At 69.9% G+C, this 19,975-nt stretch carries 18 protein-coding genes; 8 read left to right on the forward strand and 10 right to left on the reverse strand.

Translation table 11 applies throughout. From position 1 onward, the window contains the following. The first annotated feature begins 303 nt into the window (after positions 1–303). The 3 genes from ddaH (at position 304) to E3T37_RS04965 (ending at position 5,251) form a co-directional block, all read left to right on the forward strand. A complete protein-coding gene (gene ddaH / locus E3T37_RS04955; RefSeq protein WP_134365715.1) occupies positions 304–1,110 on the forward strand; it encodes a dimethylargininase in 807 nt (268 codons plus the stop codon). 563 nt (positions 1,111–1,673) lie between these two features. Beyond that, complete coding sequence (locus E3T37_RS04960) at positions 1,674–3,449, forward strand: ABC transporter ATP-binding protein (protein ID WP_134365736.1); 1,776 nt, start codon at positions 1,674–1,676, stop codon at positions 3,447–3,449. Further along, positions 3,446–5,251, forward strand: coding sequence for an ABC transporter ATP-binding protein (locus E3T37_RS04965; RefSeq protein ID WP_134365716.1), 1,806 nt, complete (start codon positions 3,446–3,448; stop codon positions 5,249–5,251). Before E3T37_RS04960 ends, E3T37_RS04965 begins: the two co-directional genes overlap by 4 nt. A gap of 157 nt (positions 5,252–5,408) precedes the next feature. On the opposite strand, the gene E3T37_RS04970 is transcribed toward E3T37_RS04965, so the two are convergent. The 4 genes from E3T37_RS04970 to E3T37_RS04985 form a co-directional block, all read right to left on the reverse strand. After that, entirely contained in the window at positions 5,409–5,762 is a 354-nt protein-coding gene (locus tag E3T37_RS04970) for a cytoplasmic protein (RefSeq protein ID WP_134365717.1), read from the reverse strand. A 52-nt stretch (positions 5,763–5,814) separates the two neighbouring features. Further along, complete coding sequence (locus E3T37_RS04975; RefSeq protein WP_198415971.1) at positions 5,815–6,258, reverse strand: cytoplasmic protein; 444 nt, start codon at positions 6,256–6,258, stop codon at positions 5,815–5,817. Between the two features lie 63 nt (positions 6,259–6,321). Next, positions 6,322–6,636 carry an MGMT family protein gene (locus tag E3T37_RS04980; protein WP_134365718.1) on the reverse strand — a complete coding sequence of 105 codons (315 nt, stop codon included), beginning with the start codon at positions 6,634–6,636 and terminating at the stop codon, positions 6,322–6,324. Between the two features lie 12 nt (positions 6,637–6,648). Beyond that, positions 6,649–7,101 (reverse strand): GNAT family N-acetyltransferase, encoded by a 453-nt coding sequence (locus tag E3T37_RS04985; protein ID WP_134365719.1) that lies wholly within the window; start codon positions 7,099–7,101, stop codon positions 6,649–6,651. 174 nt (positions 7,102–7,275) lie between these two features. Between E3T37_RS04985 and E3T37_RS04990 the strand changes: the two genes are divergently transcribed. The 3 genes from E3T37_RS04990 (at position 7,276) to E3T37_RS05000 (ending at position 11,993) form a co-directional block, all read left to right on the forward strand. Further along, a complete protein-coding gene (locus E3T37_RS04990) occupies positions 7,276–8,490 on the forward strand; it encodes an NADP-dependent isocitrate dehydrogenase (protein ID WP_134365720.1) in 1,215 nt (404 codons plus the stop codon). 131 nt (positions 8,491–8,621) lie between these two features. Then, complete coding sequence (locus E3T37_RS04995) at positions 8,622–10,553, forward strand: heavy metal translocating P-type ATPase (protein WP_134365721.1); 1,932 nt, start codon at positions 8,622–8,624, stop codon at positions 10,551–10,553. Positions 10,554–10,754: 201 nt separating this feature from the next. After that, positions 10,755–11,993: an MFS transporter gene (locus E3T37_RS05000; protein ID WP_134365722.1), complete on the forward strand. Its 1,239-nt coding sequence runs from the start codon at positions 10,755–10,757 to the stop codon at positions 11,991–11,993. 183 nt (positions 11,994–12,176) lie between these two features. Here the strand turns inward: E3T37_RS05000 and E3T37_RS05005 are convergent, their stop codons facing one another. The 5 genes from E3T37_RS05005 to purU all read right to left on the reverse strand — a co-directional run bounded on the left by E3T37_RS05005 (position 12,177) and on the right by purU (position 15,235). After that, the gene (locus tag E3T37_RS05005) at positions 12,177–12,977 is read right to left on the reverse strand and encodes an ABC transporter permease subunit (protein ID WP_134365723.1); all 801 of its coding nucleotides are present in this window, start codon (positions 12,975–12,977) and stop codon (positions 12,177–12,179) included. After that, positions 12,967–13,089, reverse strand: coding sequence for a hypothetical protein (locus E3T37_RS17610; protein WP_255572622.1), 123 nt, complete (start codon positions 13,087–13,089; stop codon positions 12,967–12,969). The genes E3T37_RS05005 and E3T37_RS17610 overlap by 11 nt, the downstream gene beginning before the upstream one ends. Beyond that, on the reverse strand, positions 13,086–13,916 hold the full coding sequence (locus E3T37_RS05010; RefSeq protein ID WP_241994538.1) for an ABC transporter ATP-binding protein: 831 nt from the start codon (positions 13,914–13,916) through the stop codon (positions 13,086–13,088). The genes E3T37_RS17610 and E3T37_RS05010 overlap by 4 nt, the downstream gene beginning before the upstream one ends. 66 nt (positions 13,917–13,982) lie before the next feature. After that, positions 13,983–14,333: a YrdB family protein gene (locus E3T37_RS05015; RefSeq protein WP_241976258.1), complete on the reverse strand. Its 351-nt coding sequence runs from the start codon at positions 14,331–14,333 to the stop codon at positions 13,983–13,985. Positions 14,334–14,362: 29 nt separating this feature from the next. Beyond that, entirely contained in the window at positions 14,363–15,235 is an 873-nt protein-coding gene (gene purU / locus E3T37_RS05020) for a formyltetrahydrofolate deformylase (protein WP_134365725.1), read from the reverse strand. 174 nt (positions 15,236–15,409) lie between these two features. Between purU and E3T37_RS05025 the strand changes: the two genes are divergently transcribed. Next, positions 15,410–16,747, forward strand: a complete 1,338-nt coding sequence (locus tag E3T37_RS05025) for an MFS transporter (protein ID WP_134365726.1) — start codon at positions 15,410–15,412, stop codon at positions 16,745–16,747. A gap of 60 nt (positions 16,748–16,807) precedes the next feature. Further along, a complete protein-coding gene (locus E3T37_RS05030; protein WP_134365727.1) occupies positions 16,808–18,175 on the forward strand; it encodes a hypothetical protein in 1,368 nt (455 codons plus the stop codon). Between the two features lie 73 nt (positions 18,176–18,248). Here the strand turns inward: E3T37_RS05030 and E3T37_RS05035 are convergent, their stop codons facing one another. Further along, positions 18,249–19,844, reverse strand: coding sequence for an amino acid permease (locus tag E3T37_RS05035; RefSeq protein ID WP_134365728.1), 1,596 nt, complete (start codon positions 19,842–19,844; stop codon positions 18,249–18,251). Positions 19,845–19,975: the final 131 nt, after the last annotated feature.

Consider the following 19,975-nt stretch of genomic DNA (forward strand, 5'->3'; position numbering starts at 1 on the left):
GCCGACGTCGCCCGCACCCGCGTCGCCCGGCCCCCGCCCCGCGTGCTGCGCCCCGCGTGCTGCGCCGTTACGCGGGTGGCACGCCACGCGCGGAGCGGCGCACAACCCGCGCTCGCCCACCCGGGCCAGTGAGAGTGCCCGTTCCGGTCGAGAGTGACCGCAGTACCGGGCACTCTCGACCGGAACGGGCACTCTTGGGAAGCGGGAGGCGCGGCGGCGCAAGCGCGGCGGCGCGAGCGCGAAGGGGGTAAGCGGGAAGGGGCGGGACGAGGGGACGGGACGGCCGGGCTCTACACTGGCGGGATGGAAACCGAGACTTCGCACGCGGACGCATCCGTCGGGGCGCCGGCCAGGCGGCGCGCGCTGGTGCGCCGGCCCGCACTCAACCTGGCCGAGGGGCAGCTGACGCACATCGAGCGCAGCCCGATCGACCTGGCCTTGGCGGTCGAGCAGTGGCGCGGCTACCTGGCGGCGCTGGCCGACGAGGGCTGGGACACAATCGAGGTCGAGCCGGCCCTGCACCTGCCGGACTCCGTCTTCATCGAGGACGCGGTCATCCTCTTCGGCAATCTCGCCGTCGTGGCCAGCCCGGGCGCTCCGAGCCGCCGCGGCGAGACCGTGGCCGCGGAGACGGCCGTGCGCGCCCTCGGCCTGCCGGTGCACCGCCTCGAGCTGCCCGGAACCCTCGACGGCGGCGACGTGCTCAAGGTCGGCCGCACCGTCTACGTGGGGCGCAGCCTGCGCACCAACGACGCGGGGATCGCGCAGCTGCGCGAGATCCTGGCTCCGGCCGGCTACACGGTGCTCGCCGTGCCGGTCACGAAGGTGCTGCACCTGAAGACCGCGGTCACCGCGCTGCCGGACGGCACCGTGATCGGCTACCCGCCGCTCGTCGACGACCCGAGCGTGTTCCCGAGCTTCCTGCCCGTTCCCGAGCCCGAGGGCACCGCCGTGGTCGTGCTCGACGACCACACCGTGCTCATGTCGAGCGCAGCGCCGCGCTCGGCCCAGCTGTTCGCCGCCCACGGCTACCGGGTGGTCACGGTCGACATCTCCGAGTTCGAGAAGCTCGAAGGCTGCGTCACCTGCCTGAGCGTGCGGGTGCGCTGAGCCTGCGGGGTGCCCTGAGCCTGCTGGGTTCGCTGAGCCTGCGGGTGCCCCGAGCGGGCGGCACGGTGTCCCGCCCCGTCGAATCCCGAATTAGGTCTTGCGCGGGGCGACCAGGGAACATATCCTGAAAGGCTGCCTGATCAGGGGGGCACAGTTCAGACACGACGCGCTCAGGAGGCCGACATGACCAAGACAGCACCGTTCACGCTCGCAACGTTTGCGAACGACGGCGCCCGCATTGGCGCATCCGCCCCGTTCCGTCGCACCGCCTAGCGCGCACCAGAACGCCGAGCACCGCCAACACCGGCCAACACCGGCCGACACCGAACACCGCCAGCCGCCCCACGGGCCGCAGGCCGGCAGTAACGCTGCCGCACCGGGAGGCTCCGGCCTCCCCCTCGCCGACTCGATCCCGTCTCGTCGGCATTCTGCGACGCCCCCCGGCGCCGTTCAGTTCTCCACGTACCGTTCAGGACTCTTTCGTGACCACGCTCACAGACCACACCCATCCGCCCGATCCCGCGGCTGGCCCCGGCCCCGCGCGCCAGAACACTCTCCAGGTGATGCTGCGCCTGTACCCGTTCGCCCGTCCGGCGGTGCCGCGGCTCGCCCTCGGCATGCTCGCCGCCCTGCTCGCAGCCCTCGTCGCCCTCGCCATACCGCAGGTGCTGCAGCGCCTCGTCGACGGCACACTGTCCCGGCAGGAAGCCGGCCAGATCTGGCCGGCCGTGCTCCTCATCCTCGGCCTCGGCGTGATCGAGGCGGTGCTGATCGCGCTACGGCGCTGGTTCGTGCTCGGCCCCGGAACTCACATTGAGGCGAGAATGCGGAACGCGCTCTACGCGCGGCTGCAGGACCTGCCGGTCTCCTTCCACGACAAGTGGCCGAGCGGGCAGCTGCTGTCCCGCATGGTCAGCGACCTGAACCTGATCCGCCGGTGGATCTCGTTCGGCCTTGTTCTCCTCGTGGTCAACGTGGTGACGATCCTGATCGGCGCCGTCATCCTGGTCTCGATGAACTGGGTCCTCGGGGTCATCTTCCTCGTCTGCTCCGTGCCGCTCTGGGTGGTCGGCTACCTGTTCGAGGGCAAGTATTCCGCCGTCGCCCGCCGAAGCCAGGACCAGGCCGGCGACCTCGCGACGGCCGTCGAGGAGTCGGTGCACGGCATCCGTGTGCTCAAGGCGTTCGGGCGCGGGAAATTCGCGCTGAAGAACTTCTCCGTGCAGGCCGAGAGCCTGCGTGGCACCGAAATCGAGAAGGCCCGCGCGATCGCCGGCATCTGGCTCTGGCTGCTGATGGTGCCCGACGTCGCCTTCGCCCTCTGCCTGGTGGCCGGCGTCTGGCTGGCGAGCCAGAATGAGCTGAGCGTGGGGTCACTGGTGGCCTTCTTCGCCACTGCGACGGTGCTGCGCTGGCCGGTCGAATCGATCGGCTTCCTACTGTCGATGACCTTCGACACCCGCACCGCGACCGACCGGTTCTTCGACGTGCTCGACGCGCCGAACTCGATCACCGACCCGGAGCATCCGGTCACGATCGACCGGCCCCGCGGACGCCTCGCGTTCACGAACGTGCACTTCCGCTACCCGGATTCGCCCGCCCGCTTCCTCGACCTGCTCGACGGCGTCGACCTGGTGCTGGAACCGGGGGAGACCATGGCCCTGGTGGGTCTGACCGGCTGCGGCAAGTCCACCCTGACGGCGCTCACCACCCGCCTCTACGACGTGACCGAGGGCGCGGTGACCCTCGACGGCGTCGACGTGCGCGACCTCGGCCGCGAGGAACTGCGGCGCCACCTGTCGATGGCGTTCGAGGATGCGACGCTGTTCTCGGCATCCGTGCGCGATAACGTGCTGCTCGGCCGGCCCGAGTGGTCCGAACGCTCGATTGAAGCGGATGCCGCGCTCGAGCAGGCCCTGCAGGTCGCCCAGGCGGGTTTCGCCCACGACCTCCCGCAGGGCGTCGATACGCTCGTCGGCGAGGAGGGGATGAGCCTCTCCGGCGGCCAGCGGCAGCGGATCGCGCTCGCCCGGGCCGTGGCGGCACGGCCCGCAGTGCTCGTGCTCGACGACCCCCTGTCTGCGCTGGACGTGGACACGGAGGCCCTCGTCGAAGCCGCCCTGCGCGAGGTGCTGTCCTCCACCACGGCGCTGATCGTGGCGCACCGGCCGTCGACGGTGATGCTGGCCGACCGGGTGGCCCTGCTCGAGAACGGGCGCATCACGGCGGTGGGCCGGCACTCCGACCTGCTCCGCGAGAGCGAACACTACAAGTTCGTGATCTCGAGCCTGGAAGACGAAGAGCGACGAGAGTCACTGCGAGAGGAGGTGGCACGATGAGTGTCACCGGAGTCGAAGGAGAAGACCGCAGCACCTTCACCGCCGCGGAGAGCAAGCAGATCCGGACCCGGTCGCTGCGGCTGCTCGGGTCGCTGCTGAGCCCCGTGCGCTGGCCGGTGATCGCGGCGATGCTGATCGTGGTCGCCTCCACGGCCGCGCAGGTGGCCGGGCCGGCCCTGATCGCGTACGGGATCGACCTGGGTCTGCCCGCGCTGATGGAACAGGACTGGGTGCCGCTCGCCGCGACCGGGGTGCTCTACCTCGGCACGGGCGTCCTCGGTGCCCTGCTGATCGCCTGGTACACGATCATGTCGGCGCGGATCAGCCAGGCCGTGCTGATCGACCTGCGCAAACGGGTGTTCCTGCACACGCAGCGGCTGAGCCTCGAATTCCACGAGTCCTACACCTCGGGCCGCATCATCTCCCGCCAGACCAGCGACCTCGACGCGATCCGCGAGCTGCTGGACTCGGGCATCAACCAGCTCGTGCAGGGCCTGCTCTACATGGTGTTCACCGGGATCGCCCTGTTCGCGCTCGACGGCACCAGCGGCCTCGTACTGCTCGGCGCGCTGGTGCCCCTGCTGGCGCTCACGCGCTGGTTCCAGCTGCGCTCGCAGACGCTGTTCCGGCAGTCCCGGGTGGCCTCGGCGAGCCTGATCGTGCGGTTCGTGGAGACCATGACCGGCATCCGTGCGGTCAAGGCCTTCCGGGCGGAGAAGCGCAACGAGGCCGTGTTCGGCGAACTCGTCGAGGACTACCGCAAGGTCAACGGGCGGGTGATCCAGCTGTTCGGCATCTTCGACCCCGGCCTGGTCCTGATCGGCAACGTGGCCGTCGCGGTCGTGCTCCTGGTCGGCGGGTTCCGCGTCGTCGACGGGCAGCTCGCCATCGGCGCGCTCCTCGCGGCGCTGCTGTACACCCGGCGATTCTTCGACCCGATGGAGGAGATGGCGATGTTCTACAACTCCTACCAGGCGGCCCAGGCTGCGCTCGAAAAGATCTCCGGGGTGCTCGAGGAACACCCCGGTGTGCCCGACCCGGCCACGCCGGTCGACCTCTGGGCGGCGAAGGGCGCGGTCTCGTTCGAGGGTGTGCAGTTCGAGTACCAGAGCGACCGCGTCATCCTGCCCCGCTTCGACCTGGCCATCCCGGCGGGGGAGACCATCGCCCTGGTGGGCTCGACCGGGGCCGGCAAGTCGACCCTGGCCAAGCTGATGGCCCGCTTCTACGACCCGACCGAGGGCCGGGTCGCCCTCGACAGCGTCGACCTGCGCGACCTGCACCCCAAGGACCTTCGCCGGGCGATCGTCATGGTCACCCAGGAGGCCTACCTGTTCAGCGGGTCGGTCGCCGACAACATCTCGATCGGCAAGCCGGATGCCACGCCGGCCGAGATCGTGGCGGCAGCTCGGGCGGTCGGGGCGCACGAGTTCATCGAGGGACTGCCCAACGGGTACGACACCGACGTGAACAAGCGCGGCGGGCGTGTGTCCGCCGGGCAGCGTCAGCTGATCTCGTTCGCGCGGGCGTTCCTGGCCGACCCGGCCGTGCTCATCCTCGACGAGGCCACCTCGAGCCTGGACATCCCGAGCGAGCGACTGGTGCAGCAGGCGCTGCAGACGCTCCTGTCAGACCGCACGGCCGTGATCATCGCCCACCGCCTGTCGACGGTGGCGATCGCGGACCGGGTGCTCGTGATGGAGCACGGGCGCATCGTGGAGGACGGCACCCCCGCCGACCTGATCTCCGGCACCGGGCGGTTCGCGCAACTGCACGCCGCGTGGCGGGAGTCGCTGGTCTAGAGACGGGCTGCGGCGCCCGCCCGCGGCGCCCGCCCGCCAAGCCCGCTCGCCGAGCCCGCTCGCGGCGCAGGTTCGAGTCGCGGGCGCAGGGTAGAACCTGCGCCCGCGCGCACAGGGTGCGCCACGACGGATGCGCGGTGCGGGTCGCCGGGACGGGCTAGCCCGGCCGCGGGCCCAGCGGCTCGCGGGGTGAAGGAGCCGTCGGCGCGGCCGGCGGCTCCTTCAGATCGACGAAGATCGTGTGCGTCGGCGTGGGGCGGGTGTTCCGCCCGGAATGGTGCTGCCCGGGCAGCCACCGCGCGACCCCGGCGGGAATGTCGACGTCGACCTCCCGGCCGTCCGACTCCAGGTGCCGGGAGAACGCGCTCAGCGTGATCATCACTGAGTCCGGGTGCGCGTGCGGAGTCGTCTGGTCTCCGGGGGCGTCGAGGTACTCGAGCACGCGCACGCGCTCGTTCTCCAGGATCACCCGGTAGAGACCGGGATTGGTGGCCGCCGGGTCGTTCGTCATAGCCGCAGGTTAGTCCCGCGCGACGGGAAGGGAACCCGCAGGAGGAGCGGCGCTAGGCGAATCCCCACGCCTTCTCTTCGTCGCTCGAGGCGTCGGAGAGCGGTGTGCCGGTCAGGGGACGGGGGGCCAGCGGGCGGGCGGCCGGGCCGAGCGGTTGGTGGCCGGGCTCCGGCGGCGTGACGGGGGCCTGTTTGAGCTCCACGAAGATCGCGTGCGTGGGCGTGGAACCGATGTTCAGGCCGGTGTGTTCCTGGGCCGGGAGCCACCGTGTCTCGCCGGCGGGCAGCTCGACGTCGATCTCGCGGCCCTCCGACGACAGCCGCCGGGAATAGGAGCTGAGGGTGATCATCACGCTGTCGGGATGCACGTGAGGATGGGTCTGGTCGCCGGGGGCGTCCAGGAACTCGAGCACGCGCACGCGGTCGTTTTCGAGCAGAACCCGGTAGAGGCCCGGGTCGGAGGCAAGGGGGTCAGTGGAGGTCGATTCGCTGGGCATGAGGAACGGTAACATCCCTGACCCAGCCCGAACAAGGGGTTGCGGGTGACCGGAATCCAACCTTCAGCCGTGGCTCCACCGCGCCGCCGGGTAGTCGATCCGGTAGCTCTCCGGCAGGTCGCGAAGTGGTGTGCCCTCGTCCCGGTAATGCGGGAGCGCGCGGTCCTCGTGCCCGGCCGGCGGGTGGCCGCCGGAGCGGATCACCCGCCACCAGGGCAGGTCTGTGCCGTACCGCGCCATGATCTGGCCGACGGCGCGGGCGCCGCGGGAGCCGAGCACGGCGGCGACGTCGCCGTACGTCATCACCCGCCCGGGCGGAATCGAAGCGACGATGGAGCACACATGCTCGACGAACTCGTCACCCGATGGTGCAGCCACGTCGGCCCTGGACTACAGCTGCATCGCGCCGATGACCTCGCCGTAGACCGTCTCACCGACATTCGTGAACCCGATCCGGTGGAAGAACGTCTCCGGGCCGCCCTCGCCCGGCTCCCAGATCACCGTGATGCGCTTGAAGCCCCGCTTGCGGGCCTCCTCAGCCAGCGCGTCGGCGGCGAACTTGCCCACCCCGCGGCCCTGCGCATTCGCGTCGACGTTGATGCGCCAGAGGCAGGCCCGGAACTCCTCGTGCTCGGAATCGGGGTCGAAGTTGCCGTGGATGAACCCGGCGACCTCACCGTCCAGGAGCACGACCCGCTGCCAGGCGGTGGCCGGATTGATAACGGATGCCGCGACCGCGTAGGAGACCGGAGCGATGAATTGTTCCTGGCCCGGCTTCAGGCTCAGGTTGTTGGCCGCAACGATGTTGCGTGCGGACAGTTCTTCCAGTCGTAGTTCACCCATGTGAACAGGCTAACCTGCGGCAGACGAGGTGAGGTAGTCGGGTTTTCGGCCGAGCATCGGCGGCCGCTGCCGGGCAGGGCCGGACCGAAAACTATCTCGATGTCAAGATAATTGAACCCCTCGACTAGGATTGACGTGGCCATTAGGCCCCCGCAAAAGTCTGAGGAGATTTCATTGGCGAAGATCAAGGTTGAAGGCACTGTCGTCGAGCTCGACGGAGATGAGATGACCCGCATCATCTGGCATGCGATCAAGGAAACCTTGATCCACCCGTACCTCGATATCGACCTCGAATATTACGACCTGTCGATCCAGAAGCGCGACGAGACCGACGACCAGATCACGATCGACTCGGCCCACGCCATCCAGAAGCACGGCGTCGGCGTCAAATGCGCGACCATCACCCCCGATGAGGCCCGGGTCGAGGAATTCGGCCTCAAGAAGATGTGGGCGTCGCCCAACGGCACCATCCGCAACATTCTCGGCGGCACGATCTTCCGTGAGCCGATCATCATCTCGAACATCCCGCGTCTCGTGCCGGGCTGGAACAAGCCCATCATCATCGGCCGCCACGCGTTCGGCGACCAGTACAAGGCGACGAACTTCCGGTTCGAGGGCGAAGGCACGCTCAGCATGACCTTCACCCCGAAGGATGGCGGCGAGCCCCAGTCATTCGAGGTCTTCCAGGCGCCCGGCAGCGGCGTCGCGATGGGAATGTACAACCTCGACAACTCCATCCGCGACTTCGCCCGTGCCTCGCTCAACTACGGCCTCGAGCGCAAGTACCCGGTCTACCTGTCGACCAAGAACACGATTCTCAAGGCGTACGACGGCCGTTTCAAGGACATCTTCCAGGAGATCTTCGACGCCGACTTCAAGGCCCGCTACGACGCGGCCGGCCTGACCTACGAGCACCGCCTGATCGACGACATGGTCGCCTCGGCCATGAAGTGGGAGGGCGGCTACGTCTGGGCCTGCAAGAACTACGACGGCGACGTGCAGTCCGACACCGTTGCCCAGGGCTTCGGCTCGCTGGGCCTGATGACCAGCGTGCTCTCCACCCCCGACGGCAAGGTCGTCGAGGCCGAGGCCGCGCACGGCACCGTGACGCGCCACTACCGTCAGCACCAGCAGGGCAAGCCCACCTCGACCAACCCGATCGCGTCGATCTACGCCTGGACCCGGGGCCTCTCGCACCGCGCCAAGCTGGACGGCAACCCGGCGCTTGCCGAATTCGCGAACACGCTCGAAGACGTGGTGATCAAGACCGTCGAGAGCGGCAAGATGACCAAGGACCTCGCCCTGCTCGTGGGCCCGGAACAGGGTTTCCAGACGACCGAGGAATTCCTCGCGGCCATCGCCGAGAACCTGCAGACGCGCCTGGCGTAATTCGCCCGCGGCTTCGACGGCGGCAGCCCCTCCCTTTCGGGTGGGGCTGTCGCCGTCTTGCATGCTCCGCCGGGTGTCAGGGGAGCCTTTCCTTGCTGGCGAAGCCCGCCGACCGAGACCATAATATGACCATGGTGTCTGCGTCCTCTGCTGTCCGTCGGTATCCTCTCGTTGCGGCGACCCTCGCCCTGGGCCTGATCGGCGCGGTGCTGGCGCTGCTCGGCCAGGCCGACGCGGTGCGCTGGCTGTTCAGCGGGTACGGCCTGCTGATCGCCGGGATCGAAGCGGTCGGCATGGTCAGGAGACTGCGCCAGGGCACCTTCGGCGTCGACCTGCTCGCGATCATGGCCATCATCGCCACGGTGCTGGTCGGCGAATATGTCGCGACGATGATCATCGTGCTGATGCTGACCGGTGGAGCTGCGTTGGAGGATTTCGCGGTCAACCGGGCCAAACGCGAACTCGACGCCCTGCTGAAGCGTGCCCCGCAGATCGCCCACCGGATCGTGGCAGCCGCCAACGGATCCGGCGCAGCAGGGGCGGGCCCCGGAGTCACCGACGTCGAGGACGTGGCGGCCACCGACGTGCGGCCGGGTGACCTCCTGCTGGTGCGGCCGGCCGAGATCGTTCCCGTCGACGGCGAGCTGGTCTCCGACAGCGCGGCCTTCGACGAATCCTCGCTCACCGGGGAGAGCCTCCCGGTCGAGCGCCGGACCGGTGACGCGATCCTCAGCGGGTCGATCAACGGCCAGGCCGCCGCCACCATCCGGGCCACCGCGACAGCGGCCGACAGCCAGTACCAGCAGATCATCCTCCTCGTCGAGGAGGCCGCCGCGAGCAAGGCGCCCGTGGTGCGCCTCGCCGACCGGTACGCCGTGCCGTTCACCGCCGTGTCGCTCACCATCGCCGCGATCGCCTGGATCGTCAGCGGCGACCCGGCCCGGTTCGCCGAGGTGCTCGTCGTGGCTACGCCCTGCCCGCTGCTGATCTCCGCTCCGGTGGCGTTCATGGGCGGCATGAGCCGCGCCGCCCGCAACGGCATCATCGTCAAGGGCGGTGGCGTGCTGGAGATGCTGTCCCGCGCGAAGACCGTCGTGTTCGACAAGACCGGCACCCTCACGCACGGTACGCCGGCCATCGCGAGGGTGCTGCCGGAGCTCGGCTTCGACCAGGACGAGTTGCTGGCCCTCGCCGCGTCGGCCGAGCAATACTCGTCGCACGTGCTCGCGGCATCCGTCATCTCGGCCGCCCGTACCCGCGGACTCGAACTCACCGCGACGGAGGATGCGAACGAGGTGCCCGCCCACGGCGTGGTCGCGCGGCTCGGCGACCGCGAGGTCGTCGTCGGCAAGCTCTCCTACGTTCGGGATCACGCACCGGAAGCCGTGGCCACCCCCCTCGACGGCGGCGAACTCGCCATCTACCTCGCCGTCGACGGCCGCTTCGCCGGCAGCATCGTCGCCAGCGATAAGACGCGCGGCAACGCGCGGCAGACCATGGCCGATTTCCGCGCCCTGGGCCTGCACGAGACCGTCATGCTCACCGGCGACGCCCGGCCCACGGCCGAGCACATCGCCGAACTCGTCGGCATCGAGAGCGTGCAGGCCGACTGCCTGCCGGTCGACAAGGTCGACGCCGTGCGCTCGCTCCCCAACCGCCCGGTGATCATGGTCGGCGACGGCGTGAACGACGCACCCGTGCTGGCCGTCGCCGACGTGGGGATCGCGATGGGCGCGCGGGGGGCCACGGCCGCCAGCGAGTCGGCCGACGTCGTCATCCTGATCGACGACCTGTCCCGCACCGCCCGCGCGGTCGCCATCGGGCAGGACACCATCCGGATCGCCCTGCAGAGCATTTGGCTGGGGATTGCGATGAGTGTCGTGCTGATGGTCCTGGCCGCCTTCGGCTTCATCCCGGCCACAGTGGGTGCGCTGCTGCAGGAATTCGTCGACCTCGCGACGATCCTCAACGCGTTGCGTGCGATCGGCGGCCGCCGGGATGCCGCGGTTCAGGCCCAGGTCGCCGCGCGGGAGCCGGCCACGGTCGGATCCCGCGCGCGCTGAGCCCGTGTGAACCAATTCGACGGAGATTTTGATCTCAGCGCGCGATTCCAGCCTGTTTCGGACCGTATTCGGCAGAATCTCCGTCGAATTGGTTGGGGGCGGGGGGCCGGGGCCGGATCGAGGGGGCGGGGCTCGGGTGAGGAGTTGAGGCTCGGGCGCCGCGCGGCGACTCGGGACCGGCCGAAGGCTTAACCTGAGGTAATGCGTGCACGATTCCGCCGCGGCGGCCCGACCCCCGACGGTGTGACCCCCGGAGGGAGCCCGCGGCTGTCCCGCGAGGTGTACGTGCTCGGCGTGATCGCCTTCTTCGTGATGGTGGGCTTCGGTGTCGTCGTCCCGGTGCTGCCCGTGTACGTGCGCAGCTTCGGGGTCGGCAACCTGGAAATCGGGGCCGTCGTCTCCGCCTTCGCCCTGATGCGTTTCGTGTCCAGTCCCTTCACCGGGCGCATGATCGACTGGGCCGGCGAACGAGCCGTCCTGGCCACCGGGATCGGAATCGTCGCCGTCTCCAGCGGCCTGGTCGGCGTGGCTCAGAACTATCCCCAGCTCCTCCTGCTGCGCGGCGCCGGCGGCATCGGTTCGGCCATGTTCACCGTGGCGGCGATGACCCTGCTGCTCGGCTCCACCGCGCCCGGGATCCGGGCCCGCGCCATCGGATTCTACCAGGGCGGTTTCCTGCTCGGCGGGATGGCCGGCCCGGCCCTCGGCGGGCTGCTCGCCACGATCTCCCTCACCGCACCGTTCTTCTTCTATGCGGGCACCCTCTCCGTCGCCGGGTTCCTGGGCCTGGTCCTGCTGCGACCGGTGCGGGGCACGGGGCCGAAAACGGATGCCGCACCGGCCCCGCGAGTCCCGTTCCGCACCGTACTGAAGGACGAGCGTTTCCGAGCGGCGTGCCTGGCCAGCTTCTCCACCGGCTGGACCTCGTTCGGTGTGCGCAACGCGCTGATCCCCGTGCTGGTGGTCGAGGTGCTCCGCGGGCCGACCGCTTGGACCGGCATCGCGTTCGCCTTCGCGGCCGTCGCGCAGACCATCGCGCTCGCCCCGGCGTCGCGCTTCGTCGACCGGGTGGGCCGCCGGCCCGCCATCATCGGGGCGTTCCTGGTGGCCGGGCTGACCATCTTCGCCGTCCCGTTTGCGCCTGACATCGTGGTTCTCACCGGGCTGCTCTGCGTCTACGGGGTGGCCTCGGCGTTCATGGGCACCGCCCCGGCGGCCGCCGTCGGGGATGCGGCCGGGGCCGGCGGCGGGAGACCGGTGGCGGTGTTCTCGATGTTCTCCGACTTCGGCGCGATCATCGGCCCGCTCGTCGCCGGCTTCCTCGCCGACCAGGTCTCCTATCCGGTGGCCTTCGGCGTGGGCGCCCTGTTCTTCCTCGCGACCTCCGGCTACGCCGCCCTGCGGATGCCGCGAGGCACCCGCCTCCCTGACGTCCCCTGACACCCGCTGACGCCCCGCGCGAGACCCGCCGAACCGTGAGTTCCGCCCCGTTTTTTTGAATTTTGAGGAGCTTTAATCACGGCTCGGCGGGGCTCGGCGGGGCAAGACGGCGCAGGGCTGGGTGCGGTGGGGCAGCGCTGGGTAAGGCTCGGGGCGGGCGGGCGGGCGGGCGGGGCGGGCCGGTCAGGCCGCGATGTCCCGCCGACGGAACCCGAGCACGGCGAGCCCGAGGAGCACGGCGACGGTGGCCACGGCCACGAGCACGCTGGGGCCGTCCACGCCCTCCCGGAGCGGGTCGTGGCCAATGTACTGGTAGTACGGCGAGAGCTTCTGGAACGGATCGAGCCAGTCGACCAGGGGCGCCAGCGCGTTCACCACATAGGCCACCACCGCGACGACGGCCGGGATGCCGCGGCTCAGCCCGGTCCTGCCGGTCGAGGCCGACAGCGTCAGGGCCAGGGCGCCGAAGACCACGCCGAGCAGCGCCAGGTGCAGCATGGCGGCGGCCACGTCACCGGCCGGGAGGTTCATGTCCGCGAACGACCCCAGGCCCACGAGGGAAACCCCGGTCACCGCCGCGAGCAGGAACGTGCCCAACGCCAGCGCGGTGAACTTCTCCAGGACGACCCGGGTGCGGCCGACCGGGTTGGCCAGCAGGAGGTCCATGGTGTGGTGGTCCTCCTCGCCGCCGATCACGGCCACACCCACGCCGATCGCGTAGACGAGCACGGCGATCGGGCCCATGAACGACAGGAGTTCGACCTGCACGTAGCCGACCGGGGTCGACATGTCCGCGCCGGTCGCGGCGAACAGGTAGCGGAAGGCCTCGGGCATCTGCTTCAGGAAATCGCTCATCGACGGCTGGTCGCGCAGGCTCGGCCACAGGGCCACATACATGCCGACCAGGAGCACCAGAGAGACCGACCCGCCGAGCAGACCTCGGCGCTGGTCGTACAGGGTCTTCGTGAACAGGCTAGCCAGCATCGGTCTCACCGCCGTGTGTTTCGGTGACGGTGTCGGAGCCGGTGTCGCCCGGCCCGTAATAGCCGAGGAACGTCTCCTCGAGGTCGGTTTCGGCGCATTCAAAATCGATCACCGACCGGCGGGCACCTGTTTCAGCAGCGCATCTAGGGCGTACTGCGGCGCGCTGCAGCGAAGGCTCCGGTCGCCGATCGAGAGGTCCTGCACGCCCCGGATCCTGGCGAAATCCTCGGCCGACACCTCCTCCAGGAAACTCGCCCGAATCCGGTGCAGCGACCGGGCGCGGAGCTCCTGGAGCCGCTCGACGGCGATCAGCCGGCCGCGACGGATGACGCCGATCCGGTCGGCGACCCGCTGCACCTCCCCGAGCACGTGAGACGAGAACAGCACGGTGCCGCCGTCCCCGGTGTACTCGCCGAGCAGGGCGTGGAACTCCTGCTGCACGAGCGGGTCGAGACCGCTGGTGGGTTCGTCGAGGATCAGCAGCCGGGGCGCGGACATGACCGCCAGCACGATCGCGAGTTTCTGCCGGTTACCGCGGGACAGCGTCCGCGCCGGGCGGCCGAGGTCGACGTCGAAGCGGGCGGCCAGAGCGGTGGCCTCGGCCCGGTCATCGCGGCCGCGCAGGTGATCGAAGAAGGCGATGTGCTGCCGGCCGGTGAGCCGGCCGTAGAGCGCCGATTCACCGGGAACGTACCCGACCAGGCGGTGCACCTCGACCGGTTGCCGCCACGAGTCCAGGCCGAAGACCTGCGCCTGGCCGGAGGTCGGACGGAGCATCCCCAGCAGCAGGCGGATCGTGGTCGTCTTGCCCGCGCCGTTGGGTCCGAGGTAGCCGAAGACCTCACCGAGCTCGAGGGTGAGGCTGATGCCGTCGAGAGCGACGCCCTCGCCGAACTGCTTCCTGAGCAGGGCCAGGCGAACCGGGGCGAGCTCGTTCATGCGCCGAGCCTGCTCCGAACGGCCAGTCGCCGGAAGGGCCAATGGTCCCGGGCCGTGCGGAGGCGGTTAGCGCAGTTCCGCGCGGCCGGAGAGAACGCCGCTGACCGTGGCGACGACGGCGAAGATCACACCGACCAGCGGGAGGCCGAGGTCCCACCAGGCCAGAGCTGCTGCTCCGAAGACGCAGATCTCGACCACGGCCTTGCCGAACGGGTCGAGCTTGAACACGGCCTTGGGGGAGCGGAACAGAGCCCAGAGCAGGATCGCGAAGGCCGGGGCGACGATGCCGACCACGACGCCGGGCCACGGCAGCGGCCACGCCGCGAAACCCCAGATGCCGAGGCTGATGAACGCGAACAGTTCGAGCAGGAATCGCAGGATGTCGTTGGGGCTGGTCTTCACGCTCGTATCGGTCACTTGCCCCATCTTACCGAGCAGGCGGGCGGCTACTTGAAGATGATGGTGCGGGCACCGTCGAGCAGAACCCGGTGCTCGGCGAACCAGGTGACCGCCTGGGTCAGGGTGCGGCTCTCCTCGTCCTGCCCGATGGCGACGAGTTCGGCCGGCGTGCGGGAATGGTCCACGCGCACGACGTTCTGCTCGATGATCGGGCCCTCGTCGAGGTCGCCGGTGACGAAGTGGGCGGTGGCCCCGATCAGCTTCACGCCGCGGGCGTGGGCCTGCTTGTAGGGGTTGGCACCCTTGAACCCGGGCAGGAATGAGTGGTGGATGTTGATGGCGCGGCCCTCGAGCAGCGTGCAGAGCTCGGGGGAGAGGATCTGCATGTACCGGGCGAGCACGACCAGCTCGATGTCGTGCTCGTCGAGTGCCTCGATCACGCGCGCCTCGAAGGCCGCCTTGCTCGCGGCATCCGTCACCGGTCGGGACTCGAACGGCACCCCGTAGAACCCGACCAGGTCGCGCAGCGTGCCGTGGTTGCTGAGCACCAGGGGGACCTCGATCGGGAGCTGCCCGCCGCGCTGGCGGAACAGCATGTCGTTCACGCAGTTGCCCGCCGTCGACGCGAGCACGAGGGTGCGCACCGGGCGCCCCACCACGTCGATGGCGGAATTCATCCTGAAGTGGGCGACGACGGGGGCGAGCTCCTGCTCGAGCTCCTCGCGCGGGGCGGGGGACTCCACCTGCAGGCGCATGAAGAACCGGCCGGTGTCGGCACTGGCGAACTGCTGGCTCTCGGTGATGTTGCCCCTGGCGCGCACGATGGCACCGCTGACCGCGTGCACGATGCCCGGCTGGTCGACGCAGACGAGGGTGATCACCCAGTGGTGGCGCGGGTTCGGCGACAGAGAAGAAGTCATCCGACTAGGTTACCGGCCTCTCTGGCCGCGCCGGCCACCCGTCGGCTAGGCTGGGACGTGGTCGGCGCAGCATGCCGGCCCCGGGCGCGCACGTCGGCGCGCAGCCGATCCGGACCGGCCCCGCGACGCGAGAGCGGCGGGCGCCACTGTTCCCGTCTGTGAGCCACAGCCACCATGTCATTCACCGCGCCCATCACCCTGCCCCCGCTCGGCGACGGGCAGGGCCGCCCGGGGTCAACTCCCGGCCCCTTCCCCTGGGTCGGGCTGATCGCCCTCGCGGCCGCCGTTTTCCTGTCGGTGACCTCCGAGATGCTGCCGACCGGCCTGCTGCCGGACATGAGCCGGTCCCTCGGCGTCAGCGAGGCCCAGGTGGGGCTGCTGGTCTCCTGGTTCGCGTTCACCGTGGTGCTCACGAGCACCTCCCTGGCGCATCTGACCCGCCGGCTGCCGCGGCACGGCCTGATCGTGCTCGTGCTGGTCGTGCTCGCCGTCAGTAATGTGCTCACCGCGGTCGCCCCCAACTACGCGTTCATGGTGGGCGGCCGCATCCTCGGCGGCATGGCCCACGGCCTGTTCTGGGCCGTCGTCGGCGCCTATGCGGCGCATCTCGTGCCGCGGGAGCAGATCGGCCGGGCCGTGGCGATCACGGTGTCCGGCGGCACCCTCGCGTTCGTGCTCGGCGTTCCGCTGGCCACGGCGGCCGGGCACCTCCTGGGCTGGCGGCTGTCGTTCATCGCGCTCGCCGTGCTGATGCTCCTCGGCGCCGTCGTCGTGTGGCGTTTCCTGCCGCACGTCTCGCACTACGGTGCCCGGCGCACGGATGCCGAGGCGACCGAGGCGACCGAGGCGACCGAGGCGACCGAGGCTGCCGAGGCGGCCGCGCTCGCCGCGGCGGAACCCGCCGCCGTGCCCGCCCTCGAAACGGCCGCCGAACCGCGCCGCGACCCGACGATGCCAGCCGTGATCCTGCTCTGCTCGATCACGGCCCTGACGATGGTCGGGCACTACACCTTCTATACCTACATCGCCCCGTTCCTGATCGACGGGATGGGCGTGGACGGCGCGGCCGTCGCGCCGCTCCTGTTCGCGTACGGCATCGCCGGCGCGGTCGGGCTGGTCCTCTCCGGCACCGTGTTCGGCCCTCGGCCCCAGCTGGGACTGGTGATCGGCATCGCCGTCTCCGCGATCAGCGTCAGCGTCCTCGCCCTGTTCGCGTCGACGCTGCCGGTGGCCATCGGCGCCTTCGTGCTGTGGGGGCTGGCCTTCGGCACGCTGCCGCCGCTGCTGCAGACGCGACTGCTGCGCACAGCCTCGCGGCGCATCCGTGACACCGCGAGCGCCATCTACACCACCGCGTTCAACGCCGGCATCGGCGGCGGCGCACTGCTGGGCGCCGCGCTGCTGAACACCGTGGGCATGCCCGCCGTGCCGCTGGCCTACATCGGCATCCTGTCGCTGGCGTTCGTGCTCGTCATCGTCAGTCACGCGGTCACCTGCCGCCGCGCCGTCTGACCTATCCGGAGTGCGGGCGGAAGCCTAGGGTGAGGGCACCGAGCTGGAGGAGGCCCCCCGATGGACGCTCGGCCTCGACCGGGCACCCGACCGCGCCGAACGCCGGGCCCCCGTCTCGTGTGCGTCGCAGCGCTGGCCGCGCTCCTGCTGGCCGGGTGCGCCGGCGGAACAACGGCGCCCCCGGCCGGTCCCGGCGGGACAGCGCAGCCGTCGGCAGACCCCGGCGGGTCCGTCGGCACGGTGTTCACCGACGCGCAGCTGACGGCGTTGCTCGCCACGCTCGCTGACGGCGCCGGCAACACCGTCATCCCCTACAGCGACGCCGGCAGCGTGAGAATCGCCTTCAAGGACGGCGCCGACCTTCCGCCACGACCCGCCGCCGAGCCCGCGGCCTGTGCCGCATTCCAGCCCGAGAGCATGCTGACCCGGCCCGAAACGCTGAAAATGCAATTCGCGGCGGGTGCGTTGCCCGCCAGCACCCCGTTCGGCACCGACACCACCATGATCCTGCTGAAGAGCGCCCCGACCGGCGAGCTGACGAACGCGAACTTCGCCTGCACGGATGACCAGGCCTCCGCCTGTTCGACCTTCACGCTCACGCAATCAGGCACCGAGACCCCTCAGGACGCACGCTTCGTGAAGGTGCCCGCGGTCGGCGATCGGACGTTCGCCACCGTGGTGACCGGCGGCCTGAAACCGGGAGACTTCACCGTCAGCCTGCAGGCGCTGGCCGGAACGGTGTCCATCGGAATGGGTCGCATGGTGGCGACGGCCGACGCCGACGCCACGGCCGCCGACCTGGCCGAGCTGGCCACGCGAATCGTCGCCGTGGTGCGGGACGGAGCGCCGTCGGTGCCCGCACCACCGAGCAACGCCTTCACGCCCGAGCAGCTGGCCGGCCTCCTGGACGGGGTCACCGGCCCCACCGGGAAAGCCATCGACGTGGCCGGAGGATCGACGATCCGGCCGGGGGACACGGCTGTGATGCCTTCATCGGAGGCGTGCGTCTACGACGAGGTGGCCTACACGGGCTCGCAGGCCGGAGCGTCCACGGCCGACGGTGATATCCAGGGGGAGGAGAAGCTGGACGGGATCAGAGTGCGGGTGACAAGCCTGCCGCCGGCCGCCGCCCCGCCGTATCCCTTCGACGCCAAGGCGGCCCTCTTCCAGGACTGCACGTCGGTTCAGGGCACCCGGCCCGGCGCCGTGACACGCACCTGGGACCTGTTGCAACTCGAGGTGACGACCAACGGTGAGGCCTCCTACGCCGTCGCGTATCGCGTCGGCGACGAATGGTCGGTCCTGGTCGGCGCCCGGAACGGTTCCCTCTCCGTGGAGGCGGAGACCGGGGCCCGGTCCGAGAGCGACCTCCCGCAGGCGGCAGCCGGTCTGGCCGCCGTCGTCGACGAGGTGCTGGCCAGAGCGTGACCTGGCCTGAGCGTGACCTGACCCGGGCGTGACCTGACCGGCGCCGGCCGGTAACCGGCCCCGGCGCCCTCCGCTAGCCCTTCCGGCCCGCATCCGTCGGGTCCGTGCCGCGCATCTGGTCGGCGAGCGGGCGGTTGGGGATGATCGGCACCTGGCCGGTGAAGCCCTCCCGGGCGGCCGCGATCTCGAGGATGCGCCCGCGCGAGGCGTACCAGCCGACGATCAGCAGCGGGATGATGATCACGAGCGAGCTGATCGTGAGCGTGCCGACCGGCCAGTCGAAGGCCATCAGCACGAGTACCGCGACGAGGAAGGCCAGGCTGGCGTAGCCCGTGTAGGGGGCCCCGAACATCCGGAATGCCGGCCGCTCGAGGATGCCCAGCTTCGACCAGGCGTGCAGGCGCAGCTGGCAGAGCACGATCATGCCCCAGGCGCTGATGATGCCGATGGCCGCCATGTTCAGCACGATCTCGAAGGCGGCGTCGGGGACGACCGCGTTCAGGCCGACGCCGAGCAGCGTGACCGCGCCGGTGAGCAGGATGCCGCCGAACGGCACGCCCGTGCGGCTCACCTTGCCGGCGAATCGCGGCGCCGAGCCCGCAAGGGACATCGAGCGCAGGATGCGTCCGGTCGAGTAGAGGCCCGCGTTGAGGGAGGAGAGGGCCGCCGTGAGCACCACCAGGTTCATGATCACGTCGACGCCGTCGATGCCGATCGTGCCGAAGAATGTCACGAACGGGCTCTCGCCGGCCTGGTACGCGGTGTACGGCAGCAGCAGCGACAACAGCAGGATCGAGCCGACGTAGAACACGGCGATCCGCACGATGACCGTGTTGATGGCCTTGGGCATCACCTTCTCCGGGTTCTTCGTTTCCCCGGCGGTCGTGCCGACCAGCTCGATCGACGCGTAGGCGAACACGACGCCCTGAACGACCAGCACGGATGCGATCACCCCGTTCGGCAGCCAGCCCCCGTTGTCGGCGATGAGGCTGAAACCGGCCTCCTGCCCGGGAATCGGCGTGCCGAAGATGACCATCCACGTTCCCACCAGCAGGAACGCGACGATGGCGAGCACCTTGATAAGTGCGAACCAGAACTCCAGTTCGCCGAACACGCTCACCGAGAGCAGGTTCAGGCAGAGCACGACCGCGAGGGCGAAGAGCGCGTAGAGCCACTGCGGCACGTCTCCGAACGGCGCCCAGTACCGGGCGAAGAAGTTCATGTAGAGCGCCACGGCGGTGACGTCGACGATCGCGGTCATCACCCAGTTGAGCCAGTACAGCCAGCCGGTGACGAAGGCCGTCTTCTCGCCGAAGAACTCACGGGCGTAGGAGACGAAGGAGCCCGACGACGGGCGGTGCAGCACCAGCTCGCCGAGGGCGCGCAGGATCAGGAACGCAAAGAATCCGCAGATCGCGTACACGAACACCAGGGACGGGCCCGCGGTGGCGAGACGGCCGCCCGCGCCGAGGAACAGCCCGGTGCCGATGGCCCCGCCGATCGCGATCATCTGCACCTGCCGGGCCTTGAGGCCCTTATGCAGCCCCTCGTCCTCGTGCACGTTGACGGCGTCCGCGATGTGCTCGAGGGGGGTCTCCGTGCCACGACCGTGGTACTCGTGGTGTTCATGTTTGAGGGGCACTTCTGGCCCCTGATTTGCACGCGTCATGGGGCTCTTCCGATAATCGGGTTTTCCTCAACACTATCGGCCTCCCGCACGGGGTGTGTGCCGCGCGTGCCGGGATGCGGTCAGGAGCCTCTCGGTTAGACTGGAGTTCGACACTCAGAGAGAGAGCCGGG

It is taken from the genome of Cryobacterium sp. TMT2-10 (assembly GCF_004403075.1).
In the GTDB taxonomy this organism is placed as follows: Bacteria; Actinomycetota; Actinomycetes; order Actinomycetales; family Microbacteriaceae; genus Cryobacterium; species Cryobacterium shii.